General features: G+C 71.8%; 24 protein-coding genes and 1 riboswitch. Of the genes, 16 read left to right on the top strand and 8 right to left on the bottom strand.

Annotation, left to right across the window (positions count from 1 at the left end):
- Nucleotides 1-1,317 carry an adenosylmethionine--8-amino-7-oxononanoate transaminase gene (locus SSPS47_RS03165; protein ID WP_164248550.1) on the bottom strand — a complete coding sequence of 439 codons (1,317 nt, stop codon included), beginning with the start codon at nt 1,315-1,317 and terminating at the stop codon, nt 1-3.
- Complete coding sequence (gene bioB, locus SSPS47_RS03160) at nt 1,310-2,452, bottom strand: biotin synthase BioB (RefSeq protein WP_164248548.1); 1,143 nt, start codon at nt 2,450-2,452, stop codon at nt 1,310-1,312. Before bioB ends, SSPS47_RS03165 begins: the two co-directional genes overlap by 8 nt.
- Before the next feature lie 143 nt (nt 2,453-2,595).
- Here bioB and SSPS47_RS03155 point away from each other — a divergent pair, with 143 nt between their 5' ends.
- Both SSPS47_RS03155 and SSPS47_RS03150 read left to right on the top strand, forming a co-directional pair.
- Nucleotides 2,596-3,804, top strand: coding sequence for an 8-amino-7-oxononanoate synthase (locus SSPS47_RS03155; RefSeq protein ID WP_239064753.1), 1,209 nt, complete (start codon nt 2,596-2,598; stop codon nt 3,802-3,804).
- A 245-nt stretch (nt 3,805-4,049) separates the two neighbouring features.
- On the top strand, nt 4,050-4,481 hold the full coding sequence (locus SSPS47_RS03150; protein WP_164248546.1) for an ATP-binding protein: 432 nt from the start codon (nt 4,050-4,052) through the stop codon (nt 4,479-4,481).
- Nucleotides 4,482-4,537: 56 nt separating this feature from the next.
- Here the strand turns inward: SSPS47_RS03150 and SSPS47_RS03145 are convergent, their stop codons facing one another.
- From SSPS47_RS03145 to SSPS47_RS03135, 3 genes are all read right to left on the bottom strand, one after another.
- Nucleotides 4,538-5,008 carry a C40 family peptidase gene (locus SSPS47_RS03145; RefSeq protein ID WP_164248544.1) on the bottom strand — a complete coding sequence of 157 codons (471 nt, stop codon included), beginning with the start codon at nt 5,006-5,008 and terminating at the stop codon, nt 4,538-4,540.
- A gap of 3 nt (nt 5,009-5,011) precedes the next feature.
- Nucleotides 5,012-5,194, bottom strand: a riboswitch (cyclic di-AMP (ydaO/yuaA leader).
- Between the two features lie 348 nt (nt 5,195-5,542).
- On the bottom strand, nt 5,543-5,851 hold the full coding sequence (locus SSPS47_RS03140) for a hypothetical protein (protein WP_147875883.1): 309 nt from the start codon (nt 5,849-5,851) through the stop codon (nt 5,543-5,545).
- A gap of 7 nt (nt 5,852-5,858) precedes the next feature.
- Nucleotides 5,859-6,494, bottom strand: a complete 636-nt coding sequence (locus SSPS47_RS03135) for an ATP-dependent Clp protease proteolytic subunit (RefSeq protein ID WP_164248542.1) — start codon at nt 6,492-6,494, stop codon at nt 5,859-5,861.
- 84 nt (nt 6,495-6,578) lie between these two features.
- On the opposite strand from SSPS47_RS03135, the gene SSPS47_RS03130 reads away from it, so the two are divergent.
- Nucleotides 6,579-6,869, top strand: a complete 291-nt coding sequence (locus SSPS47_RS03130) for a type II toxin-antitoxin system Phd/YefM family antitoxin (protein ID WP_164248540.1) — start codon at nt 6,579-6,581, stop codon at nt 6,867-6,869.
- 496 nt (nt 6,870-7,365) lie between these two features.
- On the opposite strand, the gene SSPS47_RS03125 is transcribed toward SSPS47_RS03130, so the two are convergent.
- On the bottom strand, nt 7,366-8,370 hold the full coding sequence (locus tag SSPS47_RS03125) for an ABC transporter permease (protein WP_164248538.1): 1,005 nt from the start codon (nt 8,368-8,370) through the stop codon (nt 7,366-7,368).
- A gap of 125 nt (nt 8,371-8,495) precedes the next feature.
- On the opposite strand from SSPS47_RS03125, the gene SSPS47_RS03120 reads away from it, so the two are divergent.
- The 8 genes from SSPS47_RS03120 to SSPS47_RS03085 all read left to right on the top strand — a co-directional run bounded on the left by SSPS47_RS03120 (nt 8,496) and on the right by SSPS47_RS03085 (nt 15,557).
- On the top strand, nt 8,496-9,122 hold the full coding sequence (locus SSPS47_RS03120; RefSeq protein ID WP_147875868.1) for a TetR/AcrR family transcriptional regulator: 627 nt from the start codon (nt 8,496-8,498) through the stop codon (nt 9,120-9,122).
- A 135-nt stretch (nt 9,123-9,257) separates the two neighbouring features.
- On the top strand, nt 9,258-9,560 hold the full coding sequence (locus tag SSPS47_RS03115) for an urease subunit gamma (protein ID WP_164248536.1): 303 nt from the start codon (nt 9,258-9,260) through the stop codon (nt 9,558-9,560).
- A 15-nt stretch (nt 9,561-9,575) separates the two neighbouring features.
- A complete protein-coding gene (locus tag SSPS47_RS03110) occupies nt 9,576-9,887 on the top strand; it encodes an urease subunit beta (RefSeq protein ID WP_164248534.1) in 312 nt (103 codons plus the stop codon).
- Nucleotides 9,880-11,601, top strand: a complete 1,722-nt coding sequence (locus SSPS47_RS03105) for an urease subunit alpha (RefSeq protein WP_147875866.1) — start codon at nt 9,880-9,882, stop codon at nt 11,599-11,601. The genes SSPS47_RS03110 and SSPS47_RS03105 overlap by 8 nt, the downstream gene beginning before the upstream one ends.
- Complete coding sequence (locus tag SSPS47_RS03100; RefSeq protein ID WP_164248526.1) at nt 11,601-12,275, top strand: urease accessory UreF family protein; 675 nt, start codon at nt 11,601-11,603, stop codon at nt 12,273-12,275. Before SSPS47_RS03105 ends, SSPS47_RS03100 begins: the two co-directional genes overlap by 1 nt.
- 57 nt (nt 12,276-12,332) lie before the next feature.
- On the top strand, nt 12,333-13,028 hold the full coding sequence (gene ureG, locus SSPS47_RS03095) for an urease accessory protein UreG (RefSeq protein WP_164248524.1): 696 nt from the start codon (nt 12,333-12,335) through the stop codon (nt 13,026-13,028).
- Nucleotides 13,025-13,798 carry an urease accessory protein UreD gene (locus tag SSPS47_RS03090; RefSeq protein ID WP_164248522.1) on the top strand — a complete coding sequence of 258 codons (774 nt, stop codon included), beginning with the start codon at nt 13,025-13,027 and terminating at the stop codon, nt 13,796-13,798. Before ureG ends, SSPS47_RS03090 begins: the two co-directional genes overlap by 4 nt.
- 145 nt (nt 13,799-13,943) lie before the next feature.
- Nucleotides 13,944-15,557, top strand: coding sequence for an alpha/beta hydrolase (locus SSPS47_RS03085; protein WP_239064752.1), 1,614 nt, complete (start codon nt 13,944-13,946; stop codon nt 15,555-15,557).
- Nucleotides 15,558-15,644: 87 nt separating this feature from the next.
- On the opposite strand, the gene SSPS47_RS03080 is transcribed toward SSPS47_RS03085, so the two are convergent.
- Nucleotides 15,645-16,361: a lysophospholipid acyltransferase family protein gene (locus SSPS47_RS03080; protein ID WP_164248518.1), complete on the bottom strand. Its 717-nt coding sequence runs from the start codon at nt 16,359-16,361 to the stop codon at nt 15,645-15,647.
- A gap of 531 nt (nt 16,362-16,892) precedes the next feature.
- Here SSPS47_RS03080 and SSPS47_RS03075 point away from each other — a divergent pair.
- The 4 genes from SSPS47_RS03075 (at nt 16,893) to SSPS47_RS03060 (ending at nt 18,988) form a co-directional block, all read left to right on the top strand.
- Nucleotides 16,893-17,489 (top strand): hypothetical protein, encoded by a 597-nt coding sequence (locus tag SSPS47_RS03075; RefSeq protein WP_164248516.1) that lies wholly within the window; start codon nt 16,893-16,895, stop codon nt 17,487-17,489.
- 175 nt (nt 17,490-17,664) lie between these two features.
- Nucleotides 17,665-18,231: a hypothetical protein gene (locus SSPS47_RS03070; protein ID WP_164248514.1), complete on the top strand. Its 567-nt coding sequence runs from the start codon at nt 17,665-17,667 to the stop codon at nt 18,229-18,231.
- Nucleotides 18,232-18,490: 259 nt separating this feature from the next.
- Nucleotides 18,491-18,640, top strand: a complete 150-nt coding sequence (locus tag SSPS47_RS03065; protein ID WP_164248512.1) for a hypothetical protein — start codon at nt 18,491-18,493, stop codon at nt 18,638-18,640.
- Nucleotides 18,641-18,745: 105 nt separating this feature from the next.
- Nucleotides 18,746-18,988 carry a hypothetical protein gene (locus SSPS47_RS03060; RefSeq protein WP_164248510.1) on the top strand — a complete coding sequence of 81 codons (243 nt, stop codon included), beginning with the start codon at nt 18,746-18,748 and terminating at the stop codon, nt 18,986-18,988.
- A gap of 21 nt (nt 18,989-19,009) precedes the next feature.
- On the opposite strand, the gene SSPS47_RS03055 is transcribed toward SSPS47_RS03060, so the two are convergent.
- Entirely contained in the window at nt 19,010-19,219 is a 210-nt protein-coding gene (locus tag SSPS47_RS03055; RefSeq protein WP_239064751.1) for an Lrp/AsnC ligand binding domain-containing protein, read from the bottom strand.
- Nucleotides 19,220-19,229: 10 nt separating this feature from the next.
- Here SSPS47_RS03055 and SSPS47_RS03050 point away from each other — a divergent pair, with 10 nt between their 5' ends.
- Nucleotides 19,230-19,694, top strand: a complete 465-nt coding sequence (locus SSPS47_RS03050) for a DUF2000 domain-containing protein (RefSeq protein WP_164248508.1) — start codon at nt 19,230-19,232, stop codon at nt 19,692-19,694.
- The last annotated feature ends 7 nt before the right edge of the window (nt 19,695-19,701 follow it).

Here is a 19,701-nt window from a genome sequence, read left to right as displayed (position 1 = left end):
TCAGGCCTCCCGTGCCGCGGCCGCCACCGCGCGGCAGATCCGGGCGATGTCGTCGTCGTCCGTGACGTACGGCGGCATCGTGTACACGAGATCGCGGAACGGCCGCAGCCACACGCCCTCGCGCACCGCCGCGCGTGTCGCCGACGCCATGTCCACCTCGCGGTCCAGTTGTACGACACCGATCGCGCCGAGCACGCGCACGTCCTTCACGCCGGGCAGGGACGCCGTCTCGGCGAGTCCGTCGCGCAGCCCCGCCCCGATCCGTTTGACCTCGCCCTGCCAGTCCTGGCCGAGGAGCAGATCGATCGAGGCGCACGCCACGGCCGAGGCCAGCGGGTTGCCCATGAAAGTGGGCCCGTGGGCCAGGACGGGCACCTCGCCGCGCGAGATGCCCTGCGCCACCGCCGAAGTGCACAACGTCGCGGCCATCGTCAGATAACCACCGGTCAGAGCCTTGCCCACACACATCACATCGGGGGAGACGCCCGCGTGCTCCGCGGCGAACAGCGCGCCCGTGCGGCCGAAGCCCGTCGCGATCTCGTCGAGGACCAGCAGCACGCCGTAATCGTCGCAGACCTCGCGCAGTACCCGTAGGTAGTCGGGGGAGTGGAAGCGCATACCGCCCGCGCCCTGCACCACCGGCTCCACGATCACGGCGGCCAGCTCGTCCGCGTGCCGGGCGACGAGCGCGCGCAGACGGTCCGCGTAGGCCTCGTCGTACGGCTCGAAGTCGGCCGGCGGCGCGTCGGCGAAGATCTGGCGCGGCAGCACACCCGACCAGAGCCCGTGCATACCGCCGTCGGGGTCGCACACCGACATGGGCTGCCAGGTGTCCCCGTGGTAGCCGCCGCGCCACGTCAGCAGACGCGACTTGGCCGGGCGGCCCAGCGAACGCCAGTACTGGAGGCACATCTTGACGGCGACCTCCACCGACACCGAACCCGAGTCGGCGAGGAAGACGTGCCGCAGCGGTTCGGGGGTGATCTCCACCAGCCGGGCCGCCAGCCGGACGGCCGGCTCATGGGTGAGCCCGCCGAACATCACATGGCTCATCCGTCCGAGCTGGCCGTGTGCCGCCTCGTTGAGGACCGGGTGGTTGTAGCCGTGGATCGCCGACCACCAGGACGACATGCCGTCGACCAGCTCGTCCCGCCCCTCGGCCGGCCGGGCGAGGCGGAGCCGTACACCGGAGGCGGACTCCACGACCAGCGGGTCGGTGCGGCCGGGCATCGGGCCGTACGGATGCCAGACATGGGCCCGGTCCAGCGCCAGGAGCGAGTCCGGATCCAGCGCGCCCCCGCCCTTGGTCTCAGGCATTGGGCGCCAGGTCCGTACCCGCGCCGCGCCGCCGTACGGTCACCAGGTCCGTCCGCGCGGACGCGGCGTCCGCGCCGGCGGGTTCGGCGCCGTCCGCCGGCGTACCGCCGCACGGGCTCTCGCAGCCGCCGCCGCGGTGTCCGGGCAGCGTCGTCGTGTCGGTGCCCTCCACCTCGAACCCGGCGTCCGCGATCATGTCCAGGTCCGCCTTGCCCTCCTGGCCCTCGCTGGTGAGGTAGTCACCGAGGAAGATCGAGTTGACCAGGTGCAGCGCGAGCGGCTGCATCGTCCGCAGATGCACCTCACGCCCGCCGGCGAGCCTGACTTCGACGTCGGGGCAGACGAACCGCACCATCGCCAGGATGCGCAGCGCCCGCTGCGGGGTCAGGTTCCACTCGTCGGCCAGCGGCGTGCCCTCGAAGGGGATGAGGAAGTTGACCGGGACCGAGTCCGGGTCCAGCTCGCGCAGTCCGAAGACCACGTCCACCAGGTCGGCGTCGCTCTCGCCCATACCCGCGATCAGCCCGGAGCAGGCCGACAGGCCCGCGCCCTGCGCGTGCCGCACCGTCTCCACCCGGTCCGCGTAGGTGTGGGTGGTGGTGATGTCGCCGTACGTCGCCTCGGACGTGTTCAGGTTGTGGTTGTACGCGTCGGCGCCCGCCGCCTTGAGCCGCTCCGCCTGCCCCTCCGAGAGCAGCCCGAGACACGCGCAGACCTCGATGTCGGCGTTCTGTTCCTTGATCGCGCCGATGGTCTGTGAGACGCGGTCGACGTCCCGGTCCGTCGGACCCCGGCCGCTCGCGACCAGACAGACCCGCTTGGCGCCGCCGGCCACCCCGGCCGCGGCGGCCCTGGACGCCTCGTCGGGCTTGAGCCAGGTGTACTTGAGGATCTCGGCCTTGGATCCCAGGCGTTGGGAGCAGTACGAGCAGTCCTCGGGACAGAGCCCCGACTTGAGGTTGACCAGGTAGTTGAGTTTGACCCGCCGCCCGAACCACTGGCGGCGCACCTTCCCGGCCGCGGCCACCACGTCGAGCAGATCGTCGTCGGAGGTCGCCAGCACGGCGAGCGCTTCTTCGCGCGACGGCAGCTCGCGCCGAAGGCCCTTCTCCACCAGTGTGTTCAGCAGGTCCATGGCGCCGATCCTGGCGTACGGCGGGCCTCGGGGCCAAGGATGAATCCTACAAGACAGGTGCATTCAGGTGTGTGTATGACCACACTCGAACCGGGTTCGACCACGGTTAGGGTCTGTGGGCTGCCTACAAAAGGACCTGAGCCGTGCCAACCGAGCCGCCGCCCGTGCCGGGCACGCCCGCCCCGGCGACTCCGCCGGATCCGTTCGGCTGGATCGACGACGAGGCCCGCCGGCGCGAGCGTTCCGGTCTCGTCCGTACGCTGCGGCCCCGCGCCGCCGGCTCGGCGCTGCTGGACCTGGCGAGCAACGACTACCTGGGGCTGACGCACCACCCCGTGACGACGGGCGCGGCGGCCGACGCGGCGCGCCGCTGGGGCGCGGGCGCCACCGGCTCCCGGCTGGTCACCGGAAGCACCGCCCTGCACGCCGAACTGGAGCGCGAACTGGCCGCGTTCTGCGGTTTCGAGGCCGCGCTCGTCCTGTCGTCCGGGTACGCCGCGAACCTCGCCGCCCTCACCGCGCTGACCGCGCGCGGTTCGCTCGTCGTGTCGGACGCGGCCAACCACGCGTCCATCGTGGACGGATGCCGTCTCTCGCGCGCCGAGACCGTCGTCGTACCGCACGCGGACCCGGAGGCCGTGGACAAGACGCTCGGAGCGCACGAGGGTTCGCGGGCCCTGGCCGTCAGCGACTCGGTGTTCTCCGTGGACGGCGACGCGGCGCCGCTCGCACGGCTGGCCGAGGTGTGCCGTGCTCGGGGGGCCGCCCTGCTCGTGGACGACGCCCACGGTCTCGGAGTGCTGGGCGACGGCGGCCGTGGCGCCGTCCACGCGGCGGGTCTGGCGGGCGACCCGGGGACCGTGGCCACCCTCACCCTCTCCAAGTCGCTCGGCAGCCAGGGCGGCGCGGTCCTGGGCCCGGCCCGGGTCATCGACCAACTCGTCAACACGGCACGGTCGTTCATCTTCGACACCGGTCTGGCGCCGGCCGCCGCGGGCGCCGCGCTCGCGAGCCTGCGGCTGCTGCGCGGGGACCCGTCGCTGGCGGTGCGGGCACGGGCGGTGGCGCACGCGCTGCACCAAGGGCTGACCGGGACCGGGCTGACCGCCGTACGCCCGGACGCGGCCGTCGTCTCCGTCCGGGCGCCCTCCCCGGACGCGGCGGTGCGCTGGGCCGCCGACTGCCGGGCCGCGGGGCTGGTGGTGGGCTGCTTCCGGCCGCCGTCGGTGCCGGACGGGATCTCCCGGATCCGGCTCACGGCTCGCGCGGACCTGACGGACCAGCAGGTCGCCACCGCTCTCGCGACGATCGCCGCCACCGCGCCCGCCGGGGCCGCGGGGCGGGCCGGCTGACGCACCCTTCCCGCCCGCGGGTGTCCCACCTCGGTCGCCGGGGCCGGAAACTTGAGCCCGCTCAAATACGTTTGCGCGTAGCAGGGTTCACCGCTTAGAGCGACAACCGGGGCCGTATCCCGGCGGATCGCCCGTGCGCCGGGCGCCGTTGGTGGCAGTGTGTCGCGAAGCGCAATCCGGGGACGTACTCGCGGGCATCTGCCGTAGGTCGGTCTGCGTCCCGGTTGGAAAGGGACAGCGTCGCCATGGCAGACCATCAGGAAGCATCCGTCACCCTGCCGAGCGATCCCGCCTCGGTTCCGGAGGCACGCAGATACGTCGCGCGCGTCCTCACGGAGTGGGGTCTGCCCGGCGACGCCGAGACCGCCGAAACGGTTCGCCTGATCATCTCGGAGCTGGCGACCAACGCCGTGCAGCACACCTTCGGGAGGTCACCGACCTTCACGGTCGACATCACCCTGGAGCGCGACGAACAGCTGCGTGTCGGGGTCACCGACAGCCATCCGCGGTGGCCGCGCCGCCTCCCGGCCGCGGTCCAGCAGGACAACGGCCGCGGCATGGTCATCATCCGGGCGCTCACCGTCGAGTACGGCGGCCGACTGTCCGTCACCCCCACCGCGGACGGCGGCAAGACGGTCTGGATCACCCTGCCCTGGACGGTCTCCGCGCAGGGCTGACCGGCGGCCGTGCCGAACACACCGGCCACCGCCGGCCGCGCACCGCCCGCCCGGCGTCAGCGGACGCGGCCGTACCGGACGCTCTTGGACCAGATGCGCTCCAGCCGCACCACCTGGCCCGACTTCGGCGAATGCCAGATCTTCCCGGCCCCGGCGTAGATCCCGACGTGGTAGACGCTGTTTCCGTAGTGGAAGAAGACCAGGTCGCCCCGTTTGCGGCTGGAGGCCGGGATGCGGCGCGACTTGTTGTACTGCTGCTGCGCCGTGCGCGGCAGCGACTTGCCCGCCTTCTTGTACGAGAACACCGTCAGGCCCGAGCAGTCGAACCGGTGCGGACCGGCCGCCCCGTGCTTGTACGGCGCGCCCTTCTTGGAAGCGGCCACATGGAGGGCCTTGGCGGCGGCGGGCTGGGCGTGGGCCTCGGACACGGCGCCGGGCGCCAGCATCGTGCCGCCGACGGCGGCGAGGAGGACCGATGCGGTACCGGCCCGGGAGAGCAGCGACGGGACATGCGTCTGCGCGGACATGCGCAACCCTTCGTCAGCCGCCTGTGAAGGATGACCTGTCGGGTTCGGACAGGCGAAGATGTCCGGCCGCTCGCGCGGCTTCACCCCGAGGAGCGGTCCGTGTCGGAACGCCCCGAACTGCTCGGGTCCTCCACTCCTGCCGATCCACTCGTGTCGACCAGTCGTCCGGAGCGGCGGCAGGACTCGGCGTCCACCCGGACCGCCCCGCCGAGGTGGCGGGGGCTTGTCGTCCCACGGATCTTGACGCGGCCTCAGCGAAAATCCGTGCCGAAACGACGGTATGTGATACTCGTCACTTTTGAGCCATTTGGGTCGCCATGGGTGATTGGGTGAACGGCTGATATGACCACTCACGCGCTGTACCTGCGACGCAGCACCGTGCTTCGGCCGGACGGCCGATCACCCTTCGCGAGTCGCCGTCCTGATCGCGGCGGGCGCGTCGATACGCCGAACGAGCGGGCGATTCCCGTACGGACGCGTCCGTACGGGGCGGTGGGCCGCCGGTTCGCGTCGTGTCGCGGGTCCGGGCCCGTATCAAGTCGCCGGTCCGGGCGGCATGGTGACACGCCCGGCCCTGCGCTCCCCGTCGAGCACCCGCAGCGCGCGGTCCAGGGTCGGCGTGTGCAACTCCCGCTCGCCTCTGGCGTGCATCAGCGTCAGCGCGTCGCGCAGTTCGGCGGCCCTGGCGACGAGGGCCTGTGCGGCACGCAGCGCGCCGTACGTGTCGTCGCCCCGTGACGGGTTGATCCGGCCCACCAGGTCGACGACCTGGAGATAGCTGTCGACGAAGTCGCCCTCGGCGCGGGTCAGTGCGGGCAGCGGCGGCAGTTCCGGTGGCAGCATCGGGCGCTCACCGGGGGGAGTGGAGGCCGAGGGACGCCCGGCGGTCCTGTGCGACCTGGTCCACCAGGCCGTACTCCACGGCGCCCGTCGCGTCGAAGACGGTGTCCCGGTCGATGTCGTTGTCGATCCGCTCGGCGCTCCGGCCGGTGTGCCGCACCAGCATGCTCGCCATCAGGGCTCGCAGTCGCAGCAACTCCTCGGCGTGGATGGCGAGATCGGACGGCTGGCCGCGTACGGGCTCCTCGATCCCCGGCTGCTGGAGCACGACGCGCGCGCCGGGCAGTGCCATCCGCTTGCCGGGCGCCCCGGCGGCCAGCAGGACGGCGGCGGTCGACACCGCCTGGCCGAGACAGGTGGTCGCCACGTCGCAGCCGACGACCTGCATCGTGTCGTACACGGCGGACATGGCGCTGAGGGAGCCGCCGGGGGAGTTGATGTAAAGGGCGATGTCCTGGTCGGGCGCCGAGTATTCGAGCTGGAGGAGCTGGGCGATCACGTCGTTCGCCGAGGTGTCGTCCAGAGCCGTGCCGAGGAAGACGATCCGGCCTTCGAACAGCTTGGAGTACGGGTCGAGGGACCGGGTCCCGGTGGAGGTCCGCTCGGTGAACTCGGGCAGGACGTAGCGGGCGGAAGGACGGTTCATGGTGTGCCTCTCCTCGCGTGCCGGACGCGGCTCTCGTCCGTCTGTGAAAAATGTACAGGACGTACAGAACGTAAGATGGCGAGCATGGCTTACGAAATTCCGGTGACGCAAGCGAGGGCGGAACTCGCGGACCTGATCAACCGGGTCGTGTACGGCGAGGAACACGTCGTCGTGACGCGTCACGGCAAGCCGCTCGTAGCCCTGGTGTCGGCCGCTGACCTGGAACGACTGGAGAGCCTCAAGTCCGAGGAGGCGGCTGCCGCCGAGGAGCGCGTGATCGCCTCGGTGAGCGCGATCAGGCCGGTGACGTCCGCTTCGGGCGAACGCGCGGACTTCGGCATCGTGGCGAAGCACGAGCCGCCAAAGAGGCGCTGACCGTTCGCCCCCTCGGTCCGCCGGGCGGGCCGCGTGCCCCGACGTCGAATGCCGGGCGGGCCGGATCCCGTCCGGCGGATCCCGGGGCCCGGAACGCCCGGTGCGGTGCCTCACCGCGCTGTCGGAGTCGGCCGGGTGCGGCCGGTCCGTCCGTGAGCCCGAGCCTCCGCCTCGCCATGCACTACGGCGGACGCCCCGTGGAGCGTGTCCGGAATGTCCTGCCTGGCCTGCGACGCCTGGCGCGGTATCTCTCCCCCGTAGTCCCCGAGGGGGCGCGGGAGGTGCCCTCGCCCGCGTACGGCGGGTTCATCCATCACGCCGGTCCTCCGCCTCGCGATGCGCCGCACCGGCCGCCGCGGTCCCCGCCCCGCGGGCGGACGGCGCCGTGTTCCGGGCGCCCCCTGGGGCGTCCGCCGTGGATCCGCCGTACGGGATCCGGGGCCCGCCCGGCGTGGGGCATCGCGGTCCGGGTGGGTGTGGTGATGTGCGGGGCGGGTCAGGCCGCCGGGGCGGACTCCCGCGCGGGGGTCGGGGTGCCGGGCGGGGCCGGTGTCCCGGGTGCCCCGGCTGTGCGGCGTGCTGCCACCAGCACCGCGGTCAGGCCCAGCGCGGCCCACACCGTGAGCGTCAGCGCGGGCGTCCCCGCCGCGTTCCCGTCGAAGTAGGCTACCGAGCGGAGCAGTGAACCGCTCGCGCCCGGCGGCAGCCACCGGCCGATCATGCCGACCGACTCCGGCAGGAGTTCGGGCGCGCTCGACACTCCCGAGAGCGGATTGCCGAGCAGCACCACCAGCAGGGCGCCGACGCCGGTCCCGGCCCGGCCCAGGAGTGCGGAGAGTCCGGCCACGGTCGCTCCGATGGCCAGTACGGCGAGCCCGAACACTCCTGCCTCCGCCCACCAGTCGCCGGCGAGCACGTCCAGCCAGCTGTGGGCGAGGGCGGTGGCGGTGAGGCCCGCGAGGGCCGCCGCCCCGAACAGCGCGCCCAGCGCGCGGACTCCACGCAGCGCGAGCAGGCTCACCAGAGCGCCGGTGGCGACGCCCGCCAGGGACAGCGGCAGCATGCTCGCGCCGAACACGCCGCCTCGCGCGTCCCCCGGCGGCGTCGCGACCACGTCGGTCACGCGCACCCGGACGCCCGCCGGTGCCTGCGCGGTCACGGCCTCCCTGAGCAACTGGGCCACCACGGGGCCGGCCGCCGACGCCGTCAGCAGGTGCGGTCCTTCGTCAGTGGCGACCACGGCCCCGTAGATGTCCCGTTCCTCGATCGCCGCGCGGGCGGCGGCCTCGTCTTCGTACCGGTGCACGTCGAAGGCGTCCGGCCGCCGCTCGAATCCCCGCTGGAGCGGCGCCGTCGCCGAGGCCGGCCCGGCGACGCCGACCGGCAGATCGTGCGGGGCCACGCGCGCGGCGGGCCACGCGAAGGCCGCGAGCGCCACCGCGGCGATCAGGGGGATCAGGAGCATGACGCCGATCATGCGGCGGGTGGGGGTGGTGGGCATCGTGTCCTCGTTCCGGTCCGCTGGAGGGGGCGTTAAAAAGAAGGATCGTTCGTTTTTCTGGTCCCGTCACTGTCACCGCGAACCGGAAGCTTGTCAAGAAGGAATGTTCGTTTTATGTTGCTCGCATGGCACGCGTATCGCAACAGCACCTCGATGCCCGCAGGCGACAGATCCTCGACGGTGCCGCGCGCTGTTTCGCGCGCAACGGCTTCCACGCCACGTCCATGCAGGACGTCCTGCGCGAGGTCGACCTCTCCGCCGGCGCCGTCTACCGCTACTTCGGCAGCAAGGAGGAGCTGATCGGGGCGATCGTCACCGAGGTGCTCGACTCCGTCAGGCAGGCGTTCGAGGAGGCCGCGCTCCAGAGCCCGCCCGACCCGCCCGACGTGCTGGTCGGCGAGGTGATAGGGCGCGTGCTGCGCGGGGAGTCCGTCCCGGGCGCCGTCGTCGGCATCGAGATGCCCCGCCTGCTCATCCAGGTGTGGGGGGAGACCCTGCGCAACGAGTCGCTCGCGGCGCTGCTGCGGACCGGCTACGACACGGTGCGCGTCGCCTGGGTGAAGGTCGTCGAGGCGTACCAGGCGGCGGGGCTGATGCGCGACGACGTCCCGGCCGAGCACGTCGCCCGCACGATGATCGCCGCGGTGCAGGGCTTCGCGGCCCAGCAGGCGCTGTTCGGCGAGGCCCCGGTGGAGATCCTGCAGGACGGCCTGCGCGGGTTGATGTCCATGGGCGCGCAAAGGGCCGGTTAACCTGCCGGAAAAACTTCCGCCGTAACGTGCGATGTCTGTCCGTGTGACCCCGTTTCGCGTTCAACAGAGTGTTGAATCGGTGCGGGTGAACAACAGGCTCCACGCCGGACCGGGCCGCAACAGTGAGGTGGAAACGTGCAGTTGACCCCGCACGAGCAGGAACGTCTGCTCATTCATGTGGCCGCCGACGTGGCCACCAGGCGGCTGGCGCGCGGGCTGCGTCTCAACCACCCCGAGGCGGTCGCCCTGATCACCTCGCACCTCCTCGAAGGCGCCAGGGAAGGCCGTACCGTCGCCGAACTCATGGCGTCCGGACGCAAGGTGCTCACCCGTGACGACGTCATGGAGGGCATCCCCGAGATGATCCACGACGTGCAGGTGGAGGCCACCTTCCCCGACGGAACCAAGCTCGTCACCGTCCACGACCCGATCGTCTGACGGGGGAGCGCCGCCATGATTCCCGGAGAGATCCTCCACGCCGACGACGCTGTTCCTCTCAACGAGGGCCGCCCCGTCACCCGCCTCACCGTGCTCAACGCCGCCGACCGGCCCGTCCAGATCGGCTCCCACTACCACTTCGCCGAGACCAACCCCGGCCTGCGCTTCGACCGCACCGCCGCGCACGGCCTGCGCCTGAACGTGGCCGCCGGCACGTCCGTACGGTTCGAGCCCGGCATCCCCGTCGACGTCGAACTCGTCCCGCTCGCCGGGCACCGCGTCGTACCGGGCCTGCGCGGCGAGAGTGGAGGCCCCCTCGATGCCTGAGCTGAGCAGAGCCGTCTACGCCGACCTCTTCGGCCCCACCACCGGCGACCGGATCCGGCTCGCCGACACCGACCTCCTGGTCGAGATCGAGGAGGACCGCTCCGGCGGCCCCGGACTCGCCGGGGACGAGGCGGTGTTCGGCGGCGGCAAGGTGATCCGCGAGTCGATGGGCCAGTCGCGTACGACGCGGGCCGAGGGCGCCCCGGACACGGTGCTCACCGGCGCCGTGATCATCGACCACTGGGGCATCGTCAAGGCCGACATCGGCATCCGGGACGGCCGTATCACCGGCATCGGCAAGGCCGGCAACCCGGACACCATGGACGGCGTCCACCCCGATCTCGTCATCGGACCCGAGACCGAGATCATCGCGGGCAACGGGAAGATCCTCACCGCCGGAGCCGTCGACGCCCACGTCCACTTCATCTCCCCGACCCTCGTCGACCAGGCGCTCTCCTCCGGCATCACCACACTCGTCGGCGGCGGTACGGGACCCGCCGAGGGAACGAAGGCGACGACCGTCACCCCGGGCCCCTGGCACCTGGCACGGATGTTCGCCGCCCTGGAGTCGGCCCCCGTCAACATCGGGCTGCTCGGCAAGGGCAACACGATGTCGCGCGACGCCATGTACTCCCAACTGCGGGGCGGCGCCCTCGGGTTCAAGATCCACGAGGACTGGGGGGCGACCCCGGCCGTCATCGACGCCTGCCTCCGCGTCTGCGAGGAGACCGGCGTACAGCTCGCCATCCACACCGACACGCTCAACGAGGCCGGATTCGTCGCCGACACACTCGCCGCCGTCGCCGGGCGGACCCTGCACGCGTACCACTCGGAGGGCGCGGGCGGCGGTCACGCCCCCGACATCATCACCGTGGTCTCCGAGCCGTACGTCCTGCCCAGCTCGACCAACCCGACGCGGCCGCACACCGTCAACACCATCGACGAACACCTCGACATGCTGATGGTCTGTCACCACCTCAACCCCGCCGTCCCCGAGGACCTGGCGTTCGCCGAGTCACGGATCAGACCGTCCACCATCGCGGCCGAGGACATCCTGCACGACCTCGGAGCGATCTCGATCATCTCCTCCGACTCACAGGCCATGGGCCGCATCGGCGAGGTCGTCCTGCGGACCTGGCAGACCGCGCACGTGATGAAGAAACGCCGGGGCGCACTGCCCGGCGACGGCCGGGCCGACAACCACCGGGTCCGCCGCTACGTCGCCAAATACACCGTCAACCCGGCCGTGGCACAGGGCCTCGACCACGAGATCGGCTCCGTCGAGACCGGCAAGCTCGCCGATCTCGTGCTGTGGGACCCGGCGTTCTTCGGCGTGAAACCCCAACTGGTCATCAAGGGCGGCCAGATCGCGTACGCGCAGATGGGCGACGCCAACGCCTCCATCCCCACCCCGCAACCCGTCATGCCCCGGCCCATGTTCGGCGCGACCGGCACGGCCCCGGCGGCCAACTCCGTCAACTTCGTCGCACAGGAGGCCATCGAGGACGCCCTGCCCGAACGCCTCGGCCTCGGCAAACGCTTCGTGCCCATCGGGAACACCCGCTCCGTCGGCAAGGCCGACATGCGGCAGAACGACGCCCTGCCACGGGTCCAGGTCGACCCCGACACCTTCACGGTGACGATCGACGGCGATGTGGTCGAACCCGCACCCGCCGCCGAACTGCCCCTGGCGCAGCGCTACTTCCTCTTCTGATGAGCCGCGCCGCATTGCTCGTCCTCGCCGACGGCCGGTTTCCGGCCGGCGGCCACGCCCACTCGGGCGGCGCCGAGGCGGCCGTCCGCGCGGGGCGGCTCACCGACGCCCGCGACCTCGCGTCCTTCTGCCGGGGCCGGCTCCACACCACCGGCCTCACCGCCGCCGCGCTCGCCGCGGCGGCGGTACTCGGCGTCGACCCCCTCGCGCTCGACGAGGCCGCCGACGCACGCACCCCCTCACCCGCCCTGCGCGCCACCGCCCGCAGACTCGGCCGCCAGATGATGCGCGCCGCACGCGCCACCTGGCCCGGCCCCGAACTCGACGCGCTGGCGGCGGCACGCCCGCGCGGGGCCCACCAGCCGATCGTCCTCGGCCTCGCCGCACGCTCGGCCGGCCTCGGACCCGAGGACGCCGCGCACTGCGTCCTGTACGAGACGGTCAGCGGCCCGGCCACCGCCGCCGTACGGCTGCTCAGCCTGGACCCCTTCGACGCGACCGCCGTCCTGGCCCGGCTGGCACCCGACATCGACGCCACCGCACTGCACGCCGTCGCCACCGCGCACCGCGCCGTACGCAAGGGCCCCGGCGCCCTGCCCGCCGCGTCGGCGCCACTGCTCGACATCACCGCCGAGGCTCACGCGGCCTGGGCGGTGCGCCTCTTCGCCTCGTAACACCCGGTCACCCGCCTGTCCGTCCGCACGCCCGCACGACCACGAAGGAGCCGCACCGTGCACCTCGACCACGCCGACCCGTACACCGACCCGTATCTCGACCCGCACGGCCACGGCGCGGGAGCCGCGCGCCCCGACGGCACGCGGCGGGCCCTGCGCATCGGCCTCGGCGGGCCCGTCGGCTCCGGCAAGACCGCGACCGTCGCGGCCCTCTGCCGCGCCCTGCGCGACCAGTTGTCCATCGCCGTCGTCACCAACGACATCTACACCCGGGAGGACGCGGCGTTCCTGCTGCGCAACGCCGTGCTGCCCGCCGAGCGGATCCAGGCCGTCGAGACCGGGGCCTGCCCGCACACCGCGATCCGCGACGACATCTCCGCCAACCTCGAAGCCGTCGAAGACCTGGAGGACTCCGTCGGACCGCTCGATCTGATCCTGGTCGAGTCCGGTGGGGACAATCTCACCGCCACCTTCTCCAAGGGCCTGGTGGACGCGCAGATCTTCGTCATCGACGTCGCCGGCGGCGACGACATCCCCCGCAAGGGCGGCCCCGGCGTCACCACCTCGGACCTGCTGGTGATCAACAAGACCGACCTCGCGCCGTACGTCGGCTCGGACCTCGGGCGCATGGCGTCCGACGCCAAGGAGCAGCGCGGCGAACTGCCCGTCCTGTTCACCTCCCTCACCGGCCCCGACGGGGTGGCCCCGGTGGCCGACTGGGTACGCGCGCGATTCACCGCCTGGACCGCATGAGCGTCCACGCGACCGCCCGGATCACCGCCGCGCCGGACGGGCGCGGCGGCACCGCCCTGCCGGTGCTGGAGAGCGCCGGCCCGCTGGCACTGCGCCGTACGCGGGCGGCCACCGGTTCCGCCCACGTGCGCGTCACCGTCGTCGGCGCGATGAGCGCACCCCTCGGCGGTGACCGGCTCGCCCTGGAGGCGGTGGTACGCGACGGGGCAGCCCTCACCGTGGACGCGGCGGCGGCCATGATCGCGCTGCCCGGCCACCGCGCCGGTGACGAGCCCGCCGACCACGCCGGCTACGACGTACGTCTGACGGTCGGCGCGGGCGCCGTACTGCACTGGCTGCCCGAGCAGCTCATCTCCGTCACCGGCAGTGACCTGCGCACGCGCACCCGTGTCGAACTCGGCCCCGCCGCCCGGCTGGTGCTGCGCGAGGAGTTGATCCTCGGCCGCCACGGGGAGGCACCCGGCACCTTCACCTCCCGGCTCACCGTGCACCACACGGGCCGCCCGCTGCTGGACCAGCAACTTGCCCTCGGGCCCGGCGCCCCTGGTGGCTGGGACGGTGGCGCGGTCATCGGCGGCCACCGCGCCGTCGGCCAACTCCTGATGGTGGCACCGGAGTTCGAGGGGAAGCCGGTGGCGCCCCGGCTGCTCGGCGACACCGCCGTACTCACCGCGCTCAGCGGTCCCGGCGCACTGGTGACCGCCCTCGCGCCGGACGCCCGAGCGCTGCGACAGGTCCTGGACGACGCCCTGGCGGACATGTACCGCTGAGCGGAACCGGGTTCACCGGCTATCGGTTCGGCAAAGAATCAGCGCCATGACCTGGCCCCGACCTGCCCGGAGACGGAAGGATCCCCTCGGTATCCCTACGAACAGCGCCGCAGCGCGCGGCGCGCCACACAGGGGGAGGTACCACTTGAGACGCACAGCACTACTCGGCTCGGCAGGCACTCTGCTCGCGGGCACGCTCATAGCGACCACGCTCGCCGCCTCGTCGGCGAGCGCCGTCGGCCGCGCGGCCGACGGCTCGCAGGCGCGGAGCGCGGAGCAGAAGACCCGGAGCGCTCAGGCACACGGCGCCGAGGTCGCCGCCGAGCGGGCCGCGAGGAAGGGCATCGACTGGGCGGACTGCCCGGCCGACTGGGCCCTGGAGAAGCCGATCCAGTGCGGCTACGTGAGCGTTCCGCTCGACTACGCCCGTCCGAACGGCAAGCAGATCAAGATAGCCGTCGACCGGATAGGCAACACGGGCGGCGCGAGTGAGCGTCAGGGCTCCCTCGTCTACAACCCCGGTGGCCCCGGCGGTTCCGGAATGGCGTTCCCGCGCCGTGTCGTCACCAAGAACGCCATCTGGGCGGACGCCGCGAAGGCCTACGACTTCGTCGGCTTCGACCCGCGCGGTGTGGGCCGCTCGACGCCCATCTCGTGCGTCGACCCGCAGGAGTTCGTCAAGGCTCCCAAGGCCGACCCCGTCCCCGGCAGTGAGGCCGACAAGCGCGCCCAGCGCAAGCTCGCCGCCGAGTACGCGGACGGCTGCAAGGAGCGCAGCGGCTGGATGCTGCCGCACATGACGACGCCCAACACCGCGCGTGACCTGGACGTCCTGCGGGCCGCGCTCGGCGACAGGAAGCTCAACTACGTCGGCGTCTCCTACGGCACCTACCTGGGCGCCGTCTACGGCACGCTCTTCCCGTCCCATGTGCGACGCATGGTGCTGGACAGCGTGGTCAACCCGTCGAAGGAGAAGATCTGGTACCAGGCCAACCTGGACCAGGACGTCGCCTTCGAGAAGCGCTTCGACGACTGGAAGAAGTGGGTCGCCGAGAACGACGCGGCGTTCCACATCGGCGACACCGTCGCCAAGGTCGAGAAGCAGTGGGACAAGCTCCGCGCCACCGCCGAGAAGGACCCGATCGGCGGCGTCGTGGGACCGGCCGAACTCATCGGTCTGTTCCAGAGCGCTCCGTACTACGACTCCAGCTGGGTGCCGGTCGCCGACACCTGGAGCAAGTACCTGGCCGGAGACACCCAGGCGCTCGTCGACGCCGCCGCACCCGACCTGTCCGACACGGTCGGCAACGCGCGCGCGGAGAACAGCAACGCCGTCTACACCGCGGTCGAGTGCGCCGACGCCAAGTGGCCCACGAGCTGGCGCACCTGGGACCGGGACAACACCCGGCTCCACCGCGACCACCCGTTCCTCACCTGGGCCAACGCCTGGATGAACCTGCCCTGCGCCACCTGGGGCGTGGAGCAGCAGACACCGGTCGAGGTCAAGACGGGCCGGGGCCTGCCGCCCGTACTGATCGCGCAGTCCGAGCGCGACGCCGCCACCCCGTACGGGGGCGCCGTCGAGCTGCACAAGCGCTTCAAGGGCTCACGCCTGATCACCGAGCGGGACGCCGGTTCGCACGGAATCACCAATGTGGCGAGCCCGTGCATCAACGACCGGGTCGAGTCGTATCTGCTCAGCGGCGAGCTCGACCGCCGCGACGTGACGTGCGCGCCGCACGCCACGCCCAAGCCGTAGGGCAGGGGGAGCACCGGTGACGGGGAGGGGGCGGCGGCCTGAAAAGGCCGCCGCCCCCTCCTTCACATCGGCGGACGTCGGCGGAGGTCAGCGTCGCAGGCGCGGGAATTTCCTCGTCGGCGCGCGCTCCGCCTCCTCGGCCTTCACCTCGGCGGCGTACCGGTCCACGTACTCCTGACCGGACAGGCCGAGGATCGCGTACATGATCTCGTCGGTCACCGCGCGGACGGCCGCCTTCTCGTTCTCCAGCCCCGCGTAGCGGGAGAAGTCCAGCGGTTCGCCGAAGCGGATCGTGACCTGCTTGATGTTCGGGATCTTCTGACCGGGGGGCTGGATCTCGAACGTGCCGACCATCGCGCACGGCACCACCGGCACCTGCGCCTTGATGGCCATCACCGCGACCCCTACCTTGCCCTTGTAGAGCCGTCCGTCGTGCGAGCGCGTGCCCTCCGGGTAGATCCCGAGCAGTTCACCCTTGCCGAGCACCCCGAGCCCCTCCCGGATCGCCGCCCGGCCGGCCTCCTTGCCGGACCGGTCGACGGGGATCTGACCGGCGCTGCGGAAGAACGTGGCGGTGAGGCGTCCCTTGACCCCGGGCCCGGTGAAGTACTCGGCCTTCGCGAGAAAGGTGATGCGCCGCCGGATGATGGCGGGCATCAGGAAGTGGTCGGAGAACGACAGATGATTTCCCGCGACAATGGCGGCACCGTCCGCCGGGATATTGTCCAGCCCCTGGATCCTCGGCCGGAAAAGAAGTCGCAGCAGCGGACCCAACAGGACGTATTTCAGGACGTAGTAGAACACGGTGTCGCTCCCAACTCTCCGGACGGCTCTGGGGTAGCGGTGTGCCAGGCCTCGGAGAGACTATTCCCTCCCGGCGGCCCGGCACCGCCCGGCGCCCGCGACGAGTTCACCGGCCGCGACGGAGCCTTCCCCCGCCGCCCCCCGCCCATCGGCCACCATTGGGGACACCAGGCGATTACGCCCCTGCTTTCAGGCCAATGTCTGGCAAATCGGCGTGCCTTTGCCCGGGGTTGCCGGCACGGAACTCACCACTCGTAACGGGCACCGCGGGATTCACCGGCTCGCATTGCGCCCGCCACCGGCAGGCAAGGGCGCCGGTCCCGCCCCAATAGCCGGTCCCCGTGTTGTGGTTGACGCCCCTCCAGGGCAGAAGCCGAGGCCTGCCTCGTACTTCGTCCCCCCACTCCGCCGACTTCGGGGTGGCCGGCAACTCGGTCCGGCCGCGGACTTGTTCGCCGGGATCGCGGTGATTGTGTGGTCGTCGGTGGACCGAGTGTTCCTCGCACAGGTTTATCGGCCATACTGCCAGCCGTGGAGCGCATCGATCCGATAATCCAGCCCGTACCCGCCGCGGGGACCGATCCCGGATACATCCCTGGGCTCATGGCACCCCGCCTCGCAGAGGAGACCGACGACGCCGCCAAGGACGTCGCTCAGGAGGCCGCCGACGAAGAGGTGACCGAAGAGCAACCCGGAGCGGCCGAAGAGGCGCGGACGCCTCGCGCGCAGGCCGAAGACGAGGCCGACCCGAAGGCCGAGGACGAGGCGGACGAGGCGGTCGCCTTCACGAAGGACGCCTCCGACGACTCCGGCACGGACCTCGACTCCGGCACGGACTTGGACACCGAGGGGCCGGTCTTCGAAGTCAGCGACCGCCGCGCCTCGATGACGGCCGGCCGCACCGGCATCCGGCTCACGCTGGACGAGGAGGAGGCGGAGTTCGGCTGGGACGAGATCGGCGCCGTGGAGGTCGAGACCCCCCGGTTCGGCCGCCGGTTCACCGTCACACTGCACACGACCGGCCGCCGCCACTACCAGTCGGAGGTCGACGCACCCTCCCGGAGCAGCCTCAAGGAGTGGACCGCCGAACTCGACGTGGTGCTGGACGCCTACTTCGAAGAGGTCTGACCGGCGCCCGGCCCCGCCCGTACGCCCCGTACTCCTCGGTCCCGTCCGGACCGCACTCCGGACGGGACCGCCCAGGTGGCCGGTCCGCCCGCCCTCCTGTGCACTGGGGCTGGCGGCCCCGACCGGGCGGGCCGCGTGCTGCCCGTGCGGGCGGCCGACGACCGAGGAGTCCTTGATGACACGGCACACCGGGACAGTCACCGGGCTGGCCTCAGCCCTGCTGATCGCCACCGTGGCGGCCGGGTGTTCGAACGGCGGTGGCGACAACGGCAGCGCCAGCGGTACGGACAGCGGCACCGACGTCACCAGCCGCGAAGAAGCCGACGTGCTCCCGGCCGCGTCCTCGTCGGCCGCGCCCGCCGTCGACGTGAAGAACGGCAAGTTCGGCAAGATGCTGGTCGACGAGAAGGGCATGACGCTCTACGAGTTCGACAAGGACACCAAGAACAAGTCGATGTGCAACGGCTCCTGCGCCGCGGCCTGGCCGCCGTTCACCGTCAAGTCGAAGCCGGCCGCGGGCAAGGGCCTCAAGGCCGATCTGCTCAGCACGACGAAGCGCGACGACGGCTCCGAGCAGGTGACGTACAACGGGCGCCCGCTGTACCGGTTCGAGGCGGACAAGAAGGCCGGTGACGTCAACGGTCAGGACGTCAACGCCTTCGGCGCCAAGTGGTTCATCATGAACCCCGAGGGCAAGAAGGTCACCACCCAGCCCCAGAACAACAACGGCGGCGGTTACTGATCACCGGCCCGTCCGGCGGTCCCCTCCCGCAATCTCGGACCGATTCCGAACATGTACGAGCCGCTCTGGTACGGCGAGAAGCAGGCCACCGTGGTGGTCGAGGCGGTCGCCGTGGTCACCACGGCATTTCCGCTGGTTTTCCCGATCCCGCCCGGCGGCCCCGGGGAAGTCCTGGTGGCCGTGCGCGGAGGTTCGGAGGCGTACGCGGCCTGGTCCGACCGGCCGATCGGCACGAACGTCCGGGTGCTGGTGACCGACCGTGTTCCAAACGACAGGTCCAGGACACCCAGTCGTCACCCAGCAGGGCATCCGGCTGACGGTGCGCGCGGTGACGGCGCTGGCGGAGCGGCAGGCCATGCTGGCGGCCCAGCGGCTGGAGACGGAGGTCAGGCGCCCGGCGGACGCGTAGGCGTACCGCAGGCGGACCCTCGCGCAGGCGCAGGCCGACGCGAACACCGCGCGGGCGGTCTCGCTGCGCGACGGCAACGAGGAACTCCTGGCGGCCAACAGGGTCGTGGAGGTGTTGCCGGAGCTGGTGGACTCGGCGGCCAAGGGTCTGGCGGACTCCAACCTCACCGTCCTCAACGGCACCGACGGTGTCAACGAGGTCGCGGCCGGGCTGGCCGGCCAGGGCATGACCATCCTCAACTCGCTCCAGGGCCACACCGGTTCGACGCGCGCGCCGGCCGGGCAGGACCAGGACGCGGCACAGCAGATGAACGGCAAGGCTCCCGCCCGGGTGGACAGGGCCGCCTGATCACCGGCGGCGCGTCCCTGCCTACGTCTCTCGCCGTCGGCCGGCTCCCCGGCGCCGGCTCTCCCCGGCGGGGCGGGAGACGGACCGGGACTGCACGTGCTCGTAGACCGTCGTCGTCTGTACGTCGGCGACCTCGCGCCGCTCCGTGAGGCGGTCGATGACGAAGGCGTAGAGCCCGTCCACGTTCGGGACGGCCACGTGCAGGAGGAAGTCGTGCGGGCCCGATGTCACGAACAGCCCGATGACTCGGCACGCCGTCACCGTACGGACCGACCTCTCCACCCGCCGGGCCCCGCTCAAGTGGGTCATCGTCGTCGACCAGGACCTGCCCGCCGGGCGTGCGGTGAACGCGGCGGCGTGTACGGCCGCCGCCGTCGGCAGGGCCCTGCCGGACCTGCTCGGCGGCGACGGCCGCGACGGCCGCGACGGATCGGGCCATGTGCATCCCGGGCTGCCCTGGGCGGGCTGCTCCGTCCTGGCCGCGGACACCGCCACCCTCCACGCCCTGCGGGAGAAGGCGGCCGCGAAGGAGGACGTCCTCGTGGTCGACATGCCCGAGCCCGCCCAGACGTCGCGGATCTACGACGAGTACCTCGACCTGCTCGCCGGTACGAAGCACGAGGACCTCACGTATCACGCGGTCGCCCTCGTCGGCCCGCGCAACCGGATCGGCAAGCTCGTGGGCAAGCTGTTCCTGCTCCGCTGACCGGCCG

This window comes from Streptomyces sp. S4.7 (genome assembly GCF_010384365.1).
Lineage (GTDB): Bacteria > Actinomycetota > Actinomycetes > Streptomycetales > Streptomycetaceae > Streptomyces.
This window is presented reverse-complemented; position numbering and strand designations above follow the sequence as displayed.

What these genes read in the sequence shown, in the direction of transcription:
- SSPS47_RS03165 (WP_164248550.1), bottom strand. Translation starts at nt 1,317, where the DNA reads ATGCCTGAGACCAAGGGCGGGGGCGCGCTGGATCCGGACTCGCTCCTG.
- bioB (WP_164248548.1), bottom strand. Translation starts at nt 2,452, where the DNA reads ATGGACCTGCTGAACACACTGGTGGAGAAGGGCCTTCGGCGCGAGCTG.
- SSPS47_RS03150 (WP_164248546.1), top strand. Translation starts at nt 4,050, where the DNA reads ATGGCAGACCATCAGGAAGCATCCGTCACCCTGCCGAGCGATCCCGCC.
- SSPS47_RS03145 (WP_164248544.1), bottom strand. Translation starts at nt 5,008, where the DNA reads ATGTCCGCGCAGACGCATGTCCCGTCGCTGCTCTCCCGGGCCGGTACC.
- SSPS47_RS03140 (WP_147875883.1), bottom strand. Translation starts at nt 5,851, where the DNA reads ATGCTGCCACCGGAACTGCCGCCGCTGCCCGCACTGACCCGCGCCGAG.
- SSPS47_RS03135 (WP_164248542.1), bottom strand. Translation starts at nt 6,494, where the DNA reads ATGAACCGTCCTTCCGCCCGCTACGTCCTGCCCGAGTTCACCGAGCGG.
- SSPS47_RS03130 (WP_164248540.1), top strand. Translation starts at nt 6,579, where the DNA reads ATGGCTTACGAAATTCCGGTGACGCAAGCGAGGGCGGAACTCGCGGAC.
- SSPS47_RS03125 (WP_164248538.1), bottom strand. Translation starts at nt 8,370, where the DNA reads ATGCCCACCACCCCCACCCGCCGCATGATCGGCGTCATGCTCCTGATC.
- SSPS47_RS03120 (WP_147875868.1), top strand. Translation starts at nt 8,496, where the DNA reads ATGGCACGCGTATCGCAACAGCACCTCGATGCCCGCAGGCGACAGATC.
- SSPS47_RS03110 (WP_164248534.1), top strand. Translation starts at nt 9,576, where the DNA reads ATGATTCCCGGAGAGATCCTCCACGCCGACGACGCTGTTCCTCTCAAC.
- SSPS47_RS03105 (WP_147875866.1), top strand. Translation starts at nt 9,880, where the DNA reads ATGCCTGAGCTGAGCAGAGCCGTCTACGCCGACCTCTTCGGCCCCACC.
- SSPS47_RS03100 (WP_164248526.1), top strand. Translation starts at nt 11,601, where the DNA reads ATGAGCCGCGCCGCATTGCTCGTCCTCGCCGACGGCCGGTTTCCGGCC.
- SSPS47_RS03090 (WP_164248522.1), top strand. Translation starts at nt 13,025, where the DNA reads ATGAGCGTCCACGCGACCGCCCGGATCACCGCCGCGCCGGACGGGCGC.
- SSPS47_RS03070 (WP_164248514.1), top strand. Translation starts at nt 17,665, where the DNA reads ATGACACGGCACACCGGGACAGTCACCGGGCTGGCCTCAGCCCTGCTG.
- SSPS47_RS03050 (WP_164248508.1), top strand. Translation starts at nt 19,230, where the DNA reads ATGACTCGGCACGCCGTCACCGTACGGACCGACCTCTCCACCCGCCGG.